Source organism: Halorubrum sp. JWXQ-INN 858 (assembly GCF_009806985.1).
In the GTDB taxonomy this organism is placed as follows: Archaea; Halobacteriota; Halobacteria; order Halobacteriales; family Haloferacaceae; genus Halorubrum.
Genome location: NZ_WUAX01000006.1, coordinates 44,118 through 60,014, shown reverse-complemented (window position 1 = coordinate 60,014; position 15,897 = coordinate 44,118). Strand labels below are relative to the sequence as shown.

The following is a 15,897-nucleotide window of genomic DNA, read 5'->3' as shown; positions in this document are numbered from 1 at the left end:
AGAATTACCTCGCCATCGCTTACGATGATGGAGATGCGGAGTTGTATCCGGGGAACGTGTTGAAACAGGACAAGCACTACTTCACGCGAGACGAGTACGACACCGAGGGCGAGAACGGACCGTCGAAGCGTGCTTTTCGCGCCCGTCAGAAACTCTCGCGGCGGAAAGATCACTTCTTGCACGCGCTCGCCAAACACGTCGTTGAACAGTGCATCGACCACGAGGTTTGTCGCATCGCTGTTGGTGACTTGAGCGAGATTCGTGAAGACGAGAAGGGTGAGTCTCGAAACTGGGGCAAGCGTGGGAACAAGAAACTTCACGGCTGGGAGTTCGACCGCTTCACTCGTTTGCTTGAGTACAAAGCCGAAGAACACGGCATCCTGGTAGACCGCACGAGCGAGCGGGACACGTCAAAGACGTGTTCATGCTGTGGGCGGAAGCGAGACGCGAACCGTGTGGAGCGCGGCCTGTATATCTGTGCGTCGTGCGGTGCGACGATGAATGCGGACGTGAACGGTGCGGTGAACATTCGCAGAAAGATAACTCAGAACCTTCCGACTGAGGATATGAGTAACGGTCGTTTGGCACGGCCAGTAGCCTTCCTGTTCAACCAAACCTCCGGGTCGTTCCACCCGAGGGAACAGGTAGACTGCAAACCGTAATATCCCAACGCTCGGGAATCCTCGCCCTTCAGGGCGGGGAGGATGTCAAAACGGGGCGACGGAGTTCCGACGGCTGCGTATGAACCGCCGACGGGGAAGGGTCGACGAAGAAGCTCGGAAAAAGGGTCGACCGAGGGCGCTCGGCGGATCGACGCCGCGCACGGGACCGGTCGGTTTTTGCGGTCGGCCGCTACAGTCGAACGTATGGCGAAACAGCCGCACCTGCTGATCGAGGAAGGCGACGTCCACGAGACCGCGATCGTCCCGGGCGACCCGGGCCGCGTCCACCGGATCGCGGACCTCTGTGACGACGCCGAGATCGTCTCGGAGAACCGCGAGTACACGGTCGTCAACGCGACCTACGAGGGCGACCCGCTGACGATCTGCTCGACGGGCATCGGCGGGCCGTCGGCCGCGATCGCCGTCGAGGAGCTCGCGCGCGTCGGCGTCGAGACCTTCGTCCGGTGTGGCACCTGCGGCGCGCTCCAGGAGGGCATGGAGATCGGCGACATGATCGTCGCGAACGGCGCAGCCAAAGAGGAGGGGACGAGTAAGCGCTACGAGGACGAAGTGTATCCGGCCGTCCCCGACTACGACGTGCTCTCCGCGCTCGTCGACGCCGCCGAGGCCAACGACGAGGACGTCCACGTCGGCCCCATCGTCTCCGACGACGCCTTCTACAACGAGAGCGACGAGTTCGTCGCCGACTGGGAGGCGGCGAACCTGCTCGCGATCGAGATGGAGGCGGCGACCGTCTTCGCGCTCGCGCGCCGCAAGGGCCTCCGCGCCGGCGCGATCTGCACCGTCGACGGCAACCTCGTCGAGGGGACCCAGAAGGGCGCCGACTCCGACGACGAGCTGCCCGAGAAGGCGAAGAACAACGTCGAGCGCGCGATCCGGATCACGCTGAACGCCGTCGTCTCGCTGTAGTCCGCGCCGGAGCGACCCTGCAGTCCACGCCGGACCGACCCCGCTCGGCTGCCGCGGCGACCAACTATTTATCCGACGACGAACACCGGCCGGGTATGACCATCTCACGCGCGCCGGCCGAGCCGGACGTCCGCGAGTTCGAGGCGACGGTCGACCGGGTCGACGGCCGGGCGGTCGTCCTCGACGAGACGTACTTCTACGCCGCGTCGGGCGGCCAGCCCGCCGATCGGGGCACCCTCGCCGGCGTCGTCGTCGACGACGTCCGCGAGCGGGAGGGGGCGATCCACCACGTCCTCGCCGACGACCCCGACATCGAACCCGGCGAGACGGTGGTCGGGGTCGTCGACGACGCGTTCCGCACGTACTGTGCCCGCGCTCACACCGCCTCCCACGTCCTCTACGGCGCGGCCCGTCGGGTGTGTTCGGGGCTCGGCTACGCCGGCTTCGACATCTCCCCCGAGAAGGTCCGCGTCGACCTGACCGCCGACGAGCCGCTCGACGACGCCGACCTCGTGGAACTCGAGCGGCTCTCGAACCGAGCGGTGTGGGACTCGAGGCCCGTGTCGTGGGAGACGATGTCGGCGGCGGCGGCGCGGGCGCTCGACGACATCGCGTTCAACGAGAAGACCGAGGAAGGCGCGATGGGCGAGGGGAACGCCGTCGCCGAGGGCGGAGAGGACGAAGAGAGCGGAGGGGCCGGAGAGAGCGGGACCGGCAGCGAGGCCGAAGACGCCGATGGGGCCGGAACCGACGGCGTTCGCGTCGTCACTGTCGAGGGGTGGGACACGGCCGCGTGCGGCGGGACGCACGTCCGCAACACCGCCGAGATCGGGCCGATAACGGCGCTCGGCCGGTCGAACCCCGGCGAGGGGATCACCCGGATCGAGTTCGCGGTCGGGCCGACGGCGATCGACCGGAACGCCGCCGTCCACGCCGCCGCGCTGGAGGCGTCGGCCGCGGTCGACGCCAACGTCGACGGGCTCGTCTCGGCGGTCGAGCGGCTCCGCGACCGGAGCGACCGGCTGGAGTCGGAGCTCCGCGAAGCGACCGCGGCGCTGCTCGCCGACCGCCTCCGTGCCCTCCCGACGGTCGAACGCGACGGGACGACGTGGGCGGTCGGAACCGTCGAGGGCGCGGAGCCGAACGACCTCCGGAGCCCGGCGGAGGCGCTCGTCGGCGGGGACGGTCCTGACGGCCCCGACGCCCCTGACGCGATCGCCGTCGTCGGCGCGGGCGGGTCCCCGTTCGTCGTCGTGGCGGCCGCGCCGGGCGCGGACGTCGACGCGGGCGAGGTCGTCGCGGCGATCACCGACGAGTTCGGCGGGGGCGGCGGGGGCGGCCCGACGTTCGCGCAGGGCGGCGGAATCGGCGCGGACGCCGGGACGGTCGTCGACTGGGTCCGCGAGCGATGACCGGCAAGCTCGACCCCGAGTCGCTCGCGGACTTCCTCTCGGCGACGGGCGCGGACGACCCGGCGGTCCTCCAGGGGGCCGCCTACGGCGAGGATGCCGCCGCGATCGACCTCGGCGAGGAGACCCTCGTCGTCAGCTCCGACCCCGTCTCGCTGGCCGCGGAGGCGGTCGGGCGGCTGGCGGTCCACGTCGTCTGCAACGACGTGGCCGCCAGCGGGGCGGACCCGCGGTGGCTGACGAACACCGTCTTCCTCCCGGACGACGACCCGGAAACCCGGCGGACCGTCGCCGAGCAGGTCGACGCGGCCGCCGTCGAGGCGGGCGCGGCGATCGTCGGCGGCCACACCGAGGTGTTGGGCTCGCTCGACCGCCCGCTCCTGTCGATGACGGCGCTCGGGACGACCGACCGGTTCCTCCCGAGCGGCGGCGTACGCCCCGGCGACCGCCTGCTCCTGACGAAGGGTGCGGGCATCGAGGCGACGGCGATCCTCGCGACCGACTTCCGCGAGGAGTGTGCGGCGGCGGGGGTCGACGAGACGACGCTCGACGCCGCCGCCGCGTTCCTCGACGAGGTGAGCGTCGTCGACGACGCTCGAGCGGTCAGAGACGTCGCGACGGCACTTCACGACCCGACCGAGGGCGGGCTGCTCACGGCGCTCGTCGAGGTCGCGACCGCAAGCGACCGCGTCCTCGCGGTGGAGCGCGACCGCGTCCCGGTGCGTCGCGAGACGCGGGCGTGTTGTGACGCGCTCGACGTCGACCCGCTGGCGACGTTCGGCTCCGGCGCGCTGCTCGCGGCCGTCCCCGAGCCGCGGATCGACGAGGCGCTCGATGCGCTCGCGGCGGCAGGGATCGAGGGAGCCGACATCGGGGAGGCGCGGCGGGCGGACGACGTGGCGGGCGACACAGCGGACGATACGGACGATGGGGACGGAGACGCCGAAAGCGACGGAGACGCCGGAAGCGCCGGAGACGACTTCGCACCCGGGACGGTCCTCCTCGACGGCGAGCCGATCGTGGACCCGCCCCGCGACGAGCTCTACCCGCTGTGGGAGTGAGTCGACGGCTTCGAACCGGCAGGACGCCGACCGACCGTCCGCGCGAGGGCGACCAGTCGTCGGGCGAGCGCCGGGTCCCGTTCCGGGAGTGGACCGATCGCTCACCTTTTTCCGTGTGAGAGCGAACCGAGGGACATGACTGGCGTACGCGTCGGGTCGGCGCTCACCCCCGAGCAGCGGGCGGTCAGGGACCTCGTCCACGAGTTCGCGGTCGAGGAAGTCCGCCCCGGGGCCCGGGAGGCGGATCGAACGGAGACGTTCCCCGAGGACGTGTGGGACGGCCTCGCCGAGCTCGGCCTGACGGGACTCACCGTTCCGGAGGCGTACGGCGGCTTCGGCGCCGACGAGACGACGTACGCGATCGTCAACGAGGAGCTCGCGTACGGCCAGCTCGCCGTCGCGACCGCGCTCTCGGTTCACTGTCTCGTCACCTCCTGTCTGGCGACGTTCGGTGACGAAACCCAACGCGAGCGCTGGCTCCCCGAGATGGCCGACGGGAGGCCGGTGGGGATGTTCTGTCTCTCCGAGCCGCACGCCGGGTCGAACCCCGCCGAGCTGTCGACGACGGCGACTCGGGAGGGCGACGAGTACGTCCTCGACGGGACGAAACAGTGGATCACGAACGGACAGCGCGGCGGCGTCGCCGTCGTTTTCGCGAAGACGGACCCGGACGACCCCGGTTCGATCACGCAGTTCCTGGTGCCGGCGGACGCCGACGGGTTCCACGTCGGCCCGAAGGAGGAGAAGCTCGGCCTGCGCGCGTCGGACACGACGTCGATCACGTTCGACGGCTGCCGGGTTCCGGCGGCGAACCGCCTCACCGAGGAGGGGAAGGGGCTCTCCGCGGCGTTTCGGATCCTGACCGGCGGTCGGATCGGCATCGCGGCGCAGGCGGTCGGGGTGGCCCGGGCCGCCTTCGACGAGGCGCGGGCGTACGCGGGCGAACGCGAGCAGTTCGGCGAGCCGATCGACCGGATCCAGGCGATCCGTCACACGTTCGCCGAGCTGTCGACCGAGATCGAGGCGTCCCGGCTGCTCGTCCGCGAGGCGTGTCGCCGCGCGGCGGCGGGCGAGGACGCCCGCGTCGCCGCCTCCCGTGCGAAGTACAAGGCGAGCGAGACGGCGATGACGACGGCGAACCAGGCGATTCAGATCCACGGCGGCTACGGCTACACGACCGAGTACGACGTCGAGCGGCTCTACCGGGACGCGAAGATCACCGAGATCTACGAGGGGACCACCGAGATCCAAAAGAAGATCATCGCCCGGGGCGTACTGGACGACCGATGACGTTCGACCCGACCGACTACGACGCGGTGGTGTACGACCTCGACGGCACCGTGGTCGACCTGGCGGTCGACTGGGGGGCGGTGGCCGACGACGTCCTCGCCGTCTACGCCGGCGAGGCGATCAAGCCCCCGGGCGACGACCTCTGGGACCTGCTCGGAGCGGCCGAGGAGTACGGGATCGGCGACGCCGTCGAGGCGGCGATCGCGGAGCACGAACGCGACGGGGCTCGGCGGTCGACCCGCCTCCCGCTCGGCGACCGTCTCGCCGGCGAAGGAGAGCGGGAGGGCAGGAACGGCGGGAACGGTGACGAACGGGGGCCGATCGCCGTCTGCTCGCTCAACTGCGAGGCCGCCTGCCGGATCGCGTTGGGGACCCACGGGATCGACGGCGAGGTCGACGCGGTCGTCGGGCGGGACACCGTCGCGACGTACAAGCCGGATCCGGAGCCGCTGCTCGCGGCGCTCGACGCGCTGGGTGCGGACCCCGGCCGTGCCGTCTTCGTCGGAGATTCCGACCGGGACGCGGTCACCGCCGAGCGTGCCGGCGTCCCCTTCGTGTGGGTCGCCGACGCCGTCGACGCCTAACGGGTCCCGTCGCCGGCTCCCGTCCGTTTCGCGTATATCGCGGCGGCGACCGCCGTGAGGAACCAGATCGGTGCGCCGACCCGAACGGCAAACGCCGCGCGAGCCCCCCACGTGTCGAGCGTCACCAGCGTGGAGAGCGCGGCGACGATGGGGGCTCCGACGAGGATCGTCACCACGAACGTGGTCTGCATCACCCAGCCGTAGTCGATCCCTTCGACCTCCGCTCGCTCGACGGGTTGCACGACCCGACGTGCGGGCGCGAGCGTCAAATCGGTGCCGGTCGCCGGATGAGTGCGAGTCGCCGAATGGGTGCGAGTCGCCGAAGCGGTGCCAGTCGCCGGAGCGAGACGGGTCACAGATCCGGCCCCGTCCGACCCGTGATCCCGTCGATTTTAACCCGACGCGGGGGCGACTCCAGGTATGACAACGACGCGGGGGCTTCGGGACCGCGAGGAGCCGTTCACGATGTTGACCGCCTACGACGCCCCGACGGCAGCGGTCGTCGACGAGGCGGGCGTCGACGTCGTCCTCGTCGGTGACAGCATGGGGAACGCGGCGCTGGGGTACGACACGACGCTGCCGGTGACGATGGCGGACGTCGCGAGCCGCACCGCCGCGGTGGCGCGTGCGGTCGACGACGCGTTGGTCGTCGCGGACATGCCGTTCCTCTCGTTCGGCGTCGACGAGGCGGAGTCGGTCCGGAACGCCGGCGAGCTGCTCAAGGAAGCGAACGCCGACGCGGTGAAGATCGAGAGCGGCCCACACACCGTCGAGACGACGCGGCGGATGACCGACCTCGGTATCCCCGTGATGGCACACCTGGGACTCACGCCACAACACGTCAACCGGCTCGGCGGCTACACCCGGCAGGGGACCGAACGGGACGCCGCCGAGGAGATCCTCGCGCTCGCCCGCGAGCACGAGGACGCCGGCGCGTTCGCGCTCGTGTTGGAACACGTCCCCTCGAACCTCGCCGCGACGGTCACGGACGCGCTCTCGATACCCACGATCGGGATCGGCGCGGGCCCCGACTGCGACGGCCAGGTGCTCGTAGTCAACGACGTCGTCGGGCTCGGGGAGTGGTCACCCCCGTTCGCCGAACGCTTCGGCGACGTGCGCGGGGAGATGCGTCGCGCGATCGACGAATACACGGAGGCCGTCGCGGACGGCTCGTTCCCGGCCGAGGAGCACGCCCACGTCGAGGAGGGGCTCGACGACCTGTACTGACTCGTCCGGGCGATGCTGAACCACGGCTCCGTTGAACCCTCCCCTTCAGACATGTTCGTCCGACGCGGCTGGCCGCTGGGGACTTCCACTGAGTGGCAGAAGAGCTCCCGATCCGAGGCGGTGCGCCGATAGCCGCGAGAGAGACACAGCGTAGATGTAGCACGTCGTGACGAACGTGGAGGCTCGACCGTGATCGGAGAGGATCTCGGGTATCGATACCGAGGTTCGATCTATCCCTCGGACGCCTCGAAGGGTTCGAAGGTTTTCAGCGTGACTGTGTAGGAATCCCGATTTCGGTGGTAGGCAATCTGGTACTCGGTTGGATAGTTTCCAGCGTCAGGCATTCGTTCGGGCATACTGATCGAATTGACGACAGTTTGATCGAGGGATTCGAAGAACTCGGTCGAGATCATCGGCTCGAAGAAGTTCAAATTCCCGTCCCAGTGACCCCACACGAAGCTTTGGGTGAAGTCTTCGCCGCTTGGGATTCCGGGTTCGGCCCACTCGTGGGAGTTCGCATCGAAAAGATGCTCACCCATGCTATTCACGACTGCGCGCGTTCGGAAGTATCCCGGCGGGAATTGATCGTCGGCGAGTTCGCTCTCATAGGGATCCCCTGTTCCGGGCGGATAGTTGATCCAGGGGATCTCGTTGATCCGGTCTTCCGGATCCAGATAGAAGTGAATGTCGAAGTGCGGGACACCGTATACGTCCGGCGGGCCGTGGCCTTCCGGCATCCAGTTGAGTCCGAGCCATTCGAATCGTGTGTCGCCGGGGAAGTCGATGGCAACGAGGTCAGGTTCACCGTACTCGGTTTCATCGATGGTAGCGGCTTCGGCGGTCATTTCTACGCCGATGTACTGCCAATTGTAGTCGGGGTGCTCGGTGTAGAAGGCCATTACTTCTCCGTTACCGAGCGGTTCCGGTTCGGTATACTCCGTACGTCCTCGTGGTGGAAACCCCTGGCCTCCTCCCGGTTCTGCAGTCGCTGTTCCGATAACACCGCCCACACCTGCAGCCCCGATTCCTCCCAGAACTGCTCGTCGTGTTGTCGGTCTGTATTGTTCTTTAGTCATCGATTAACACACAGAAGAGATACTCTATTTACATAAATGTTCGTACAATATCGGTCAGAACATACGCTCTGGCTCCGCTGAAACGTTATTCCTCAGACACGCTCTCGCTTGAAACGGCAGGTCGCTGACGCGTGCGAATCGAGTGAGTCGTCGCCCATCGTGTTTATACGGAGTCGTGACGGAGCGTCGTGGTCGTTTATCAGTGGAGCGTCGTGAGGGGCCGGCAGTACCCGGTACGACCACGAAGAGGAGCGCACTCGAACGCACCCGCACCACAGCCTCACGCCTCCCCAACCTCGGCAGGCGGGCGGAGTCCGACGACCTCGCGCGCGCCGGAGTCGCGCGCGCCGACCGCATCGATCGTTTATAACGACGTTTTCCGATCCAGATCCATTTATAAACGAACGATCGATCACGAGATCGCTCGATGCGCCCCCTGTATCGCCCACGGCTCGGTCGGTATCCGAGGTCTACTGGAGGGTCAACGGGCCGCCGAAGCGTATTTCCGTCGAAACGGCGATCGGTCCCCATGCACGTCCTCTGTGTCGACCCCGACGTCGGTTCGCTCGAGGACACACGGGTGGAGCTGTCACGGCGGCTCCCGGGCGCGACGCTGTACACGGCACCCGACGGCGAGCGCGCGCTCGAGACCCTCGCGACCGAGCCGATCACGTGTGTCGTCAGTGACTACGATCTCCCCGACGGAAGCGGGATCGACCTGCTCGAGCGAGTCCGCGAGGGTCACGTCACCCTCCCGTTCCTCCTCTTTACGGGGGCGGGAAGCGAGGCGGTCGCGGCCGAGGCGATCGCCGCCGGCGTCACCGGCTACGTCGTCGACGACGGAACCGAGGGACGGTACGCGAAGCTGGCGGAGCGGATCGCCGAGGCTACCGGCGGGACGGTCGCCGACGCCACCCCTGCAGTGGGAGACGAGCGCCGCGCCGTGTCCGAGGCTGACGCCCCCGACGCGGTGTGCCCTCGACGGTTGACGGCGCTCCACGAGGCGACGACGGGGTTGATCGCCGCGGACACGGAAGCGGAGGTCGCGAACGTCGCCGTCGAGGCCGCCAGCGAGATCCACGGGTTGGCCGCGAGCACGGTGTACCTCTACGACGCAGACGCGAACGCGATCGAGCCGGTCGCCTCGACGGGCGCCGCCGAGAACCTCTCCGGAGGCCCGCCGACGTACGGCCCCGGCGACAGCATCGTCTGGCGCGTCTTCGAGCGGGGCGAGCCGGAGGCGATCGGGAACGTCCCGGAGGACCCGGACGTATTCGACCCGGAGACGCCGATCCGGAGCCAGCTCACGGTCCCGCTCGCGGGACACGGCGCGCTCGTCGTCGGCTCACACGAACCCGGGACCTTCGACGACGAGGACGTTGCCTTCGGGCGGATACTCGCCGACAGCGCCGTCGCAGCGCTCGATCAGGTGTCCAGCCGGGAGGACCTCACCAGACAGAACGAGCGGCTCGACCGGTTCGTCGGCGTCGTCAGCCACGACGTCCGGAACCCGCTCGCCGTCGCGAAGGGTCGGCTGGACCTGGCTCGCGCGGAGCTGGATCGGGAGGGGATCGAGGTCGACCACCTGGGCGACGTCGACTACGCGCTCGACCGGATCGAGACGCTCGTCGGCGACCTGCTCCGTCTCGCTCGCGACGGGGCGGCCCCGACGGACCCGGAAGCCGTGTCGCTCGCGGCGCTCGTCGACCACTGCCGGGCCGCCGTCGACACCGACGGCGCGACGCTCGTCGCCGCGACCGACCGATCGATCCGCGCCGACACGGGACGCGTCCGACAGGCGTTCGAGAACGCGGTCCGGAACGCGATCGAACACGCGGACGGGGACGTCGTGGTCACCGTCGGCGAGTTGGCGGACGGGACCGGCTTTTACCTCGAGGACGACGGGCCGGGCATCCCGGCGGACGACCGGGACCGGGTGTTCGACGCCGGCTACTCGACGACGCGGAACGGCTCGGGGTTCGGGCTGCGGATCGTCGAACAGGTGGTCGAGGCGCACGGATGGACCGTTCGCGTGGAGGAAAGCACGGCCGGCGGAGCTCGGTTCGAGGTCAGCGGCGTCGAGCTCGTCGACTGACCCGTGCTCGTCGACTGACCCGTGCTCGTCTGACCCGCCGGGGAGTCACCGACCGAGATGGGTGACGTCCCGGCGCAGCGTGTACCCCTTCGGGACGCCGATCGCCGCGAGACACGGCTCGCACAACACCTTCTCGTAGGCCCGGTTGGTCTCCTTCTCGAGGAGCGAGACGTCTTCGAGCGGGAACACGGACTCACACCGGTCGCACTCGGCCTTGTCGCCGTCGACGATCTCCATCTCGGTCGTGGACACTCGTCCGTCGACCGATAAAACCCACGGACGGGACCGCGGTAGCGCGACCGCTCGTCGACGGGCAGGGTCGATAAAAAGTCGGTGTGGTCGTCGAGGTCGGCGCGTCCGAGGGGACGCGGTCGGGTCGGGGTCCGGCGTTAGCCGAACAGCTCGCCGAGACCCTCGCCGCCGTCGTCGTCCTCCTCCTCGTCCTCGTCGTCTTCCTCCTCGGCGGCCTCCTCTTCCTCGTCGTCGGAGTCGTCGCCGTCGGCGGCTCCGGAGGCGGCGGCGGCACCCGCGGCGGGCGCGGCGGCGGCCGTCTCGATGGCTTCCTCGATGTCGACGTCCTCCAGCGCGGCGACGAGCGCCTTGACGCGGGATTCCTCGACGTCGACGCCGGCGGCCTCGAGCACGCCGGTGATGTTGTCCTCGTTGATCTCTTCGCCAGTCTCGTTCAGGATGAGCGCAGCGTAAACGTATTCCATTGGTGTAACCTCGTTGTATTATCCGAACATCGCGCCGAGACCGTCGCCGCCGTCGTCGCCGTCGTCATCGTCGGCGTCGTCGTCGGCCTCCTCGGCGTCCTCCTCTTCAGTAACCTGTTCGTCCTCGTCGGCGTCGTCCGTCTCCGGAGCCGGGGCGGCTTCGACACCCTGCAGCTCCTCGGGGAGCGCCTCGTCGTCGTCGATCGCGGCGGCGAGCGCGCGCAGCTGGGCGTCGGCCTTCCCGATGAGGTCGGGCACGACGTCCGGGCTCTCGATCTCCGCGAACAGCCCGACCGACTTCGCCTGGCCGGACGCCTTCGCGAGAAGGGTGCCGGCGGTGGCGGCCGTCGGGTAGGCGGCGTTGACCGAGAGGTTGCGGGCGGCGGCCGCGGCGGACTGGACGTCCGCGCGGTATTCGTCGACGTCGATCGCGAGCTCGTCCGGCTCGAAGAGGACGCCCTCGGAGTAGACGCCCTTCAGGTCGAGCCCGACTTCCTTCGGCTCGATGCCGAGGTCGGTCAGGACGCTCGCGAGGTCCTCGTCGACGACCTCGCCCTCCTCGAGGACCTTCGAGTCCTCGGTGACGACGATCGAGCCGTCCTGGATGCGCGCGGACGCGCCGACCGTCTGGAGTTCGCCGACGAACGGTCCGGGGTCGACGCCGGTGTCGCCCTCGGGGATCACGACGTCGTTCGGGGCGACCTCGCCGGCGTTGATCGGTGCCGGGGTCTTCGAGGCTTCCAGCTGCTTGAAGAGACCGAACGGGTTGTCGTTCGTGCCGATGAGCGCGACCTGCCCCTCGACGTAGCCCGCCAGCTCCTCGACGCCCTCGTTGACCTCATCGAGGGCTCGAAGGGTGAGCGTGTTGCGGCTCATCCTGACGTCCGCGGAGCCGTGCAGCTCGCGGCGCATGGCCTGGAGCTGGCGGCTCGGGATGCCGGCGACGCCGACGATCCCGACGGACGCGAACGAGTCGATGAACTCGACGAGCTCGTCGACCTCGTCGCGCTTCCACTGCGGGATCGTCTCGGTCTTGCGGACGGTGCTCATACGGGCACCTCCTTCGCGGGACCCATCGTCGTCTTGACGTAGATCCCGTCGATGTTGAGCGGTCCCTTCTCGAGGTCGGCCTCGAGACGGCGGATGATGACGTCGATATTGCTCGAGATCGCCTCGGCGTCCATGTCGTCCGCGCCGACGCGCGTGTGGAAGGTACGCCGATCTCGCGATCGGAGCTGCACCGTGTTCATCATCCGGTTGACTGTGTCGACGACGTCGTCGTCCGGCTGCAGTGGGGTAGGCATCTTCCCGCGCGGACCGAGGACGGTACCGAGGTACCGCCCGATGTCCTGCATCAGGTTGGCTTCCGCGATGAAGAAGTCGGTCTCATCGGCCAGGTCCTTTGCGCGGTCGTCGTCGTCTCCTAGCTCCTCGAGGTCGTCGCTGTCGAACACTTCGTCAGCGACGTCCTGGGCGCGAACGGCGGTTTCGCCCTCCGCGAAGACAACGATTCGAGTATCCTGCCCCGTTCCAGCCGGCAGCACGACGGACTCGTCGACTCGGTTCGACGGATCGTTGAGGTCGAGGTCTCGCAGGTTGATGGCGAGGTCCACCGTTTCGCGGAAGTTCCGCTCGGGGGCCTCGGTCAGCGCGAGAGTGACGGCCTCTTGTATTGTGTCTGCCATTTTTCACCTCCGTAGTACGCAGGTAGCTCCTACGGGTCAGTGAAACAGGCGAAGCCTGTCTCATCGGAGAATGGCCCATGAGGTGTTTAAAACCGTCGAACGCCGCCCGCGCGTGTGAACCGGCCACAGCCCGGCGCCCCGCGGCGGCGAGTCCGGCGTGCCGCGACGACGACCGAGGCGCTCGATACGACGACCGTCGAACCTCGGTGTCGTCGCGGAGGGGAACCCTTTTGCCGTCGCTTGCCAACCTGCAGACAATGACTCAGGGTGGTCCGGCGTGACGATGGACGATCGCATCGAGGACCTGCGTGAGCGGCGCGAGCGGGCCGAGAAGGGCGGCGGCGAGGACCGGATCGCGTCCCAACACGAGAAGGGGAAACTCACCGCGCGCGAGCGGATCGACTACTTCCTCGACGACGGCACGTTCCACGGGTTCGACCGGTTCCGGACCCACCGAAACCACACGTTCGGGATGGAGGAGCGGAAGGTCCCCGGCGACGGCGTCGTGACCGGGTACGGCGAGGTCGACGGCCGGAAGACGTTCGTGTTCGCACACGACTTCACGGTCTTCGGCGGGTCGCTGGGCGAGGTGTTCGCCGAGAAGGTGTGTAAGGTGATGGACAAGGCGATGGACGTCGGCGCGCCCGTCGTGGGACTCAACGACTCGGCCGGGGCGCGCATCCAGGAGGGCGTCGCCTCGCTCGGCGGCTTCGCGGAGATCTTCCGGCGCAACACGGAGGCGTCCGGCGTGATCCCGCAGATCTCGGCGATCATGGGGCCGTGTGCCGGCGGCGCGGTGTACTCGCCAGCCATCACCGACTTCACGTTCATGGTGAAAGACACCTCGCACATGTTCATCACCGGCCCCGACGTCGTCGAGACGGTGACGGGCGAGCAGGTGAGCTTCGAGGAGCTCGGCGGCGCGGTCACCCACTCGTCGACCTCGGGCGTCGCCCATTTCGCCGCCGACAGCGAGGAGGACGCGCTCGACGACATCGCCCGGCTGCTCTCGTATCTCCCCGCGAACAACGTGGAGGACCCGCCGCGCGTCGAGCCGTGGGACGACCCGGAGCGGGCCGACGACGACCTCGCGGGCGTCGTCCCGGACGCCCCCCGCAAGCCGTACGACATGCACGACGTGATCGGCGGGGTCGTCGACGAGGGCTCCTTCTTCGAGGTCCACGAGGACTTCGCGAAGAACGTGATCGTCGGGTTCGCCCGGCTCGACGGCCACTCGATCGGCGTCGTCGCAAACAACCCTCGCGTGAACGCGGGCACGCTCGACATCGAGTCGAGCCAGAAGGGCGCGCGGTTCGTCCGCTTCTGTGACGCCTTTAACGTCCCCATCCTCACCTTCGAGGACGTGCCCGGGTTCATGCCCGGCACCGATCAGGAACACAACGGGATCATCCGGCACGGCGCGAAGCTGCTGTACGCCTTCTCGGAGGCGACCGTGCCGCTCCTGACGGTCATCACGCGCAAGGCGTACGGCGGCGCGTACTGCGTGATGTCCTCGAAACACATCGGCGGCGACGTCAACTACGCGTGGCCGACCGCCGAGATCGCGGTGATGGGGCCGAAGGGCGCGGTGAACGTGCTCTACCGCGAGGAGCTGGCGGAGGCCGACGACCCCGAGGCGCGCCGACAGGAGCTCATCGACGAGTACCGCGACGAGTTCGCGAACCCGTACACCGCCGCCGACCGCGGCTTCGTCGACGACGTCATCGAACCGGCCGAGACCCGCGCGCGGCTCGTCGACGACCTCCACGTCCTGAAGGGGAAACGGTCGGACCAGCCGGAGAAGAAGCACGGCAACATCCCCATCTGATGGCGACCGAGCGCGCTGACGAGGTGGACGAGGACGAGACGAACGAGATGGACGGGGACGAGACTGACGTAGACGGGGACGAGACGGACGAATCGGACGAGATCGGCGGGGCGACCGGTCACCCGCCCGAGGCCGCCGTCGCCCGCGCGCTCGACGGGCTCTCGATCCCCGACGACGCGGACGACGCCGAGGCCGCGGCCATCGCCGCGGCGGTCGGCGCACACCTCCGGGACCGCGAGGTCGCCGCGGCCGAGGCGGCCGACGACGACGCGTCGTGGCACGGTCGTCGGTGGGCATTCGCCGGGCGCGTCGACCGACTGCAGGGACGGCCCGTGCGCGTCCCGACGGGGACGCCGACGGATCCGTGGACGGCGGCGGGACGGATCGACCGCTTTTAAGTAGTGGATCGACCGCTTTTAACCGTGGAACGGCCCTTTTGAGCGGCAGATCGGCTCTGTTAAGCAGAGCACCCCGTCGGATCTCAACTGGCGGCTCGGTCGCTTTTAAGCGGCGGGTTAGGAGCTTTTAAACGGAGGAACGGACCGCCGTTGGGCGGTCACCTACCGACGGGGCGCACACGTCGAACCACACCGCGCCGACGGGGCGCGATCACCGGCCGAACCGCCGCTGTCGGTCCTGGAAGTCGAGCAGCGCGCGGAGGTAGTCGCGCTTCCGGAAGTCCCGCCAGTTCACGTCCGTGAAGTAGAGCTCCGCGTACACCGACTGCCAGATGGCGAAGTCCGAGAGTCGCTCCGCGCCGGTCTTTATCACGAGGTCGGGCTCCGCGGGGAACACCAGCCGCTCTGCGACCTGCTCCTCGTCGATCGCCTCGGGGTCGAGGACCCCGTCGTCGACGTCGGCGGCGAGCTCGCGGACCGCCTCGGTGAACTCCGCTTTCCCGCCCAGTCCGACGTTCACCCGGATCGGCGCGTCGACCGGGTCGGTGTCGCCGGGCGTGCGGACGGCGAGGGGTTTCGGAGCGTCGAGCTCGCGGAACTCCCGCGCGAGCGTCCCGATAACGGACTCGTCGAGCACGGAGACGGAGACGGTGACGCGTTCGGTACCGTAGTCGAACGCCCACCCGAGCGAGGCCGTCAGCGTGTCGTACGCGCCGTCGGCGAGGAGGTCCCGCTCGGTGATCACGATCGCGACGTGATCCGGCGGATCGCTCTCGTGGAGGCGATGGCGAACGGCCAGGTACGCGTCGTACAGACCCACGGGTACGGATCCGGCCGACGCGTATAAAAGCCCGCGGGCGACGCGGGCGGTGCGGAATGGGTGGTTGGCGACGCGGGCGGTGCGGGTGGGCGGTGGGTGAGGCAGGCGATGCGGGT

Annotated in this window: 16 protein-coding genes and 1 pseudogene; 10 read left to right on the top strand and 7 right to left on the bottom strand. The window is 68.7% G+C overall.

Annotated elements, in window-relative coordinates; genetic code table 11:
* The 6 genes from GRS48_RS03680 to GRS48_RS03655 all read left to right on the top strand — a co-directional run.
* Positions 1 to 662, top strand: a 662-nt coding sequence (locus GRS48_RS03680; RefSeq protein ID WP_159483664.1) for an RNA-guided endonuclease TnpB family protein, incomplete at its 5' end; no start/stop codon positions are given.
* Positions 663 to 866: 204 nt separating this feature from the next.
* On the top strand, positions 867 to 1,592 hold the full coding sequence (locus GRS48_RS03675; protein ID WP_159483662.1) for a nucleoside phosphorylase: 726 nt from the start codon (positions 867 to 869) through the stop codon (positions 1,590 to 1,592).
* A 95-nt stretch (positions 1,593 to 1,687) separates the two neighbouring features.
* Positions 1,688 to 3,004 (top strand): DHHA1 domain-containing protein, encoded by a 1,317-nt coding sequence (locus tag GRS48_RS03670; protein WP_159483660.1) that lies wholly within the window; start codon positions 1,688 to 1,690, stop codon positions 3,002 to 3,004.
* Entirely contained in the window at positions 3,001 to 4,062 is a 1,062-nt protein-coding gene (locus GRS48_RS03665; protein WP_159483658.1) for an AIR synthase family protein, read from the top strand. Before GRS48_RS03670 ends, GRS48_RS03665 begins: the two co-directional genes overlap by 4 nt.
* Before the next feature lie 135 nt (positions 4,063 to 4,197).
* Positions 4,198 to 5,352, top strand: a complete 1,155-nt coding sequence (locus tag GRS48_RS03660; RefSeq protein WP_159483656.1) for an acyl-CoA dehydrogenase family protein — start codon at positions 4,198 to 4,200, stop codon at positions 5,350 to 5,352.
* Positions 5,349 to 5,936: an HAD family hydrolase gene (locus GRS48_RS03655; protein WP_159483654.1), complete on the top strand. Its 588-nt coding sequence runs from the start codon at positions 5,349 to 5,351 to the stop codon at positions 5,934 to 5,936. Before GRS48_RS03660 ends, GRS48_RS03655 begins: the two co-directional genes overlap by 4 nt.
* 5 nt (positions 5,937 to 5,941) lie before the next feature.
* Here GRS48_RS03655 and GRS48_RS03650 read toward each other — a convergent pair.
* Positions 5,942 to 6,178, bottom strand: a pseudogene (locus GRS48_RS03650) (DUF5822 domain-containing protein); the annotation flags it as partial.
* A 178-nt stretch (positions 6,179 to 6,356) separates the two neighbouring features.
* On the opposite strand from GRS48_RS03650, the gene panB reads away from it, so the two are divergent.
* On the top strand, positions 6,357 to 7,163 hold the full coding sequence (gene panB / locus GRS48_RS03645; protein ID WP_159483650.1) for a 3-methyl-2-oxobutanoate hydroxymethyltransferase: 807 nt from the start codon (positions 6,357 to 6,359) through the stop codon (positions 7,161 to 7,163).
* Positions 7,164 to 7,393: 230 nt separating this feature from the next.
* On the opposite strand, the gene GRS48_RS03640 is transcribed toward panB, so the two are convergent.
* A complete protein-coding gene (locus GRS48_RS03640) occupies positions 7,394 to 8,062 on the bottom strand; it encodes a hypothetical protein (RefSeq protein WP_159483648.1) in 669 nt (222 codons plus the stop codon).
* Positions 8,063 to 8,768: 706 nt separating this feature from the next.
* Between GRS48_RS03640 and GRS48_RS03635 the strand changes: the two genes are divergently transcribed.
* Positions 8,769 to 10,334, top strand: coding sequence for a hybrid sensor histidine kinase/response regulator (locus GRS48_RS03635; protein ID WP_159483646.1), 1,566 nt, complete (start codon positions 8,769 to 8,771; stop codon positions 10,332 to 10,334).
* 45 nt (positions 10,335 to 10,379) lie between these two features.
* Here the strand turns inward: GRS48_RS03635 and GRS48_RS03630 are convergent, their stop codons facing one another.
* The 4 genes from GRS48_RS03630 to GRS48_RS03615 all read right to left on the bottom strand — a co-directional run bounded on the left by GRS48_RS03630 (position 10,380) and on the right by GRS48_RS03615 (position 12,735).
* On the bottom strand, positions 10,380 to 10,571 hold the full coding sequence (locus tag GRS48_RS03630) for a hypothetical protein (protein WP_159484154.1): 192 nt from the start codon (positions 10,569 to 10,571) through the stop codon (positions 10,380 to 10,382).
* Between the two features lie 152 nt (positions 10,572 to 10,723).
* On the bottom strand, positions 10,724 to 11,050 hold the full coding sequence (rpl12p, locus tag GRS48_RS03625) for a 50S ribosomal protein P1 (RefSeq protein ID WP_159483644.1): 327 nt from the start codon (positions 11,048 to 11,050) through the stop codon (positions 10,724 to 10,726).
* 18 nt (positions 11,051 to 11,068) lie between these two features.
* A complete protein-coding gene (locus GRS48_RS03620) occupies positions 11,069 to 12,100 on the bottom strand; it encodes a 50S ribosomal protein L10 (protein ID WP_159483642.1) in 1,032 nt (343 codons plus the stop codon).
* The gene (locus GRS48_RS03615) at positions 12,097 to 12,735 is read right to left on the bottom strand and encodes a 50S ribosomal protein L1 (RefSeq protein ID WP_159483640.1); all 639 of its coding nucleotides are present in this window, start codon (positions 12,733 to 12,735) and stop codon (positions 12,097 to 12,099) included. Before GRS48_RS03615 ends, GRS48_RS03620 begins: the two co-directional genes overlap by 4 nt.
* A gap of 283 nt (positions 12,736 to 13,018) precedes the next feature.
* Here GRS48_RS03615 and GRS48_RS03610 point away from each other — a divergent pair, with 283 nt between their 5' ends.
* Both GRS48_RS03610 and GRS48_RS15180 read left to right on the top strand, forming a co-directional pair.
* Positions 13,019 to 14,563, top strand: coding sequence for an acyl-CoA carboxylase subunit beta (locus tag GRS48_RS03610; RefSeq protein WP_159483638.1), 1,545 nt, complete (start codon positions 13,019 to 13,021; stop codon positions 14,561 to 14,563).
* A complete protein-coding gene (locus GRS48_RS15180) occupies positions 14,563 to 14,961 on the top strand; it encodes a hypothetical protein (RefSeq protein ID WP_235027985.1) in 399 nt (132 codons plus the stop codon). The genes GRS48_RS03610 and GRS48_RS15180 overlap by 1 nt, the downstream gene beginning before the upstream one ends.
* Positions 14,962 to 15,172: 211 nt before the next feature.
* Here the strand turns inward: GRS48_RS15180 and GRS48_RS03600 are convergent, their stop codons facing one another.
* A complete protein-coding gene (locus GRS48_RS03600) occupies positions 15,173 to 15,781 on the bottom strand; it encodes an undecaprenyl diphosphate synthase family protein (protein WP_321168278.1) in 609 nt (202 codons plus the stop codon).
* Positions 15,782 to 15,897 lie beyond the last annotated feature (116 nt).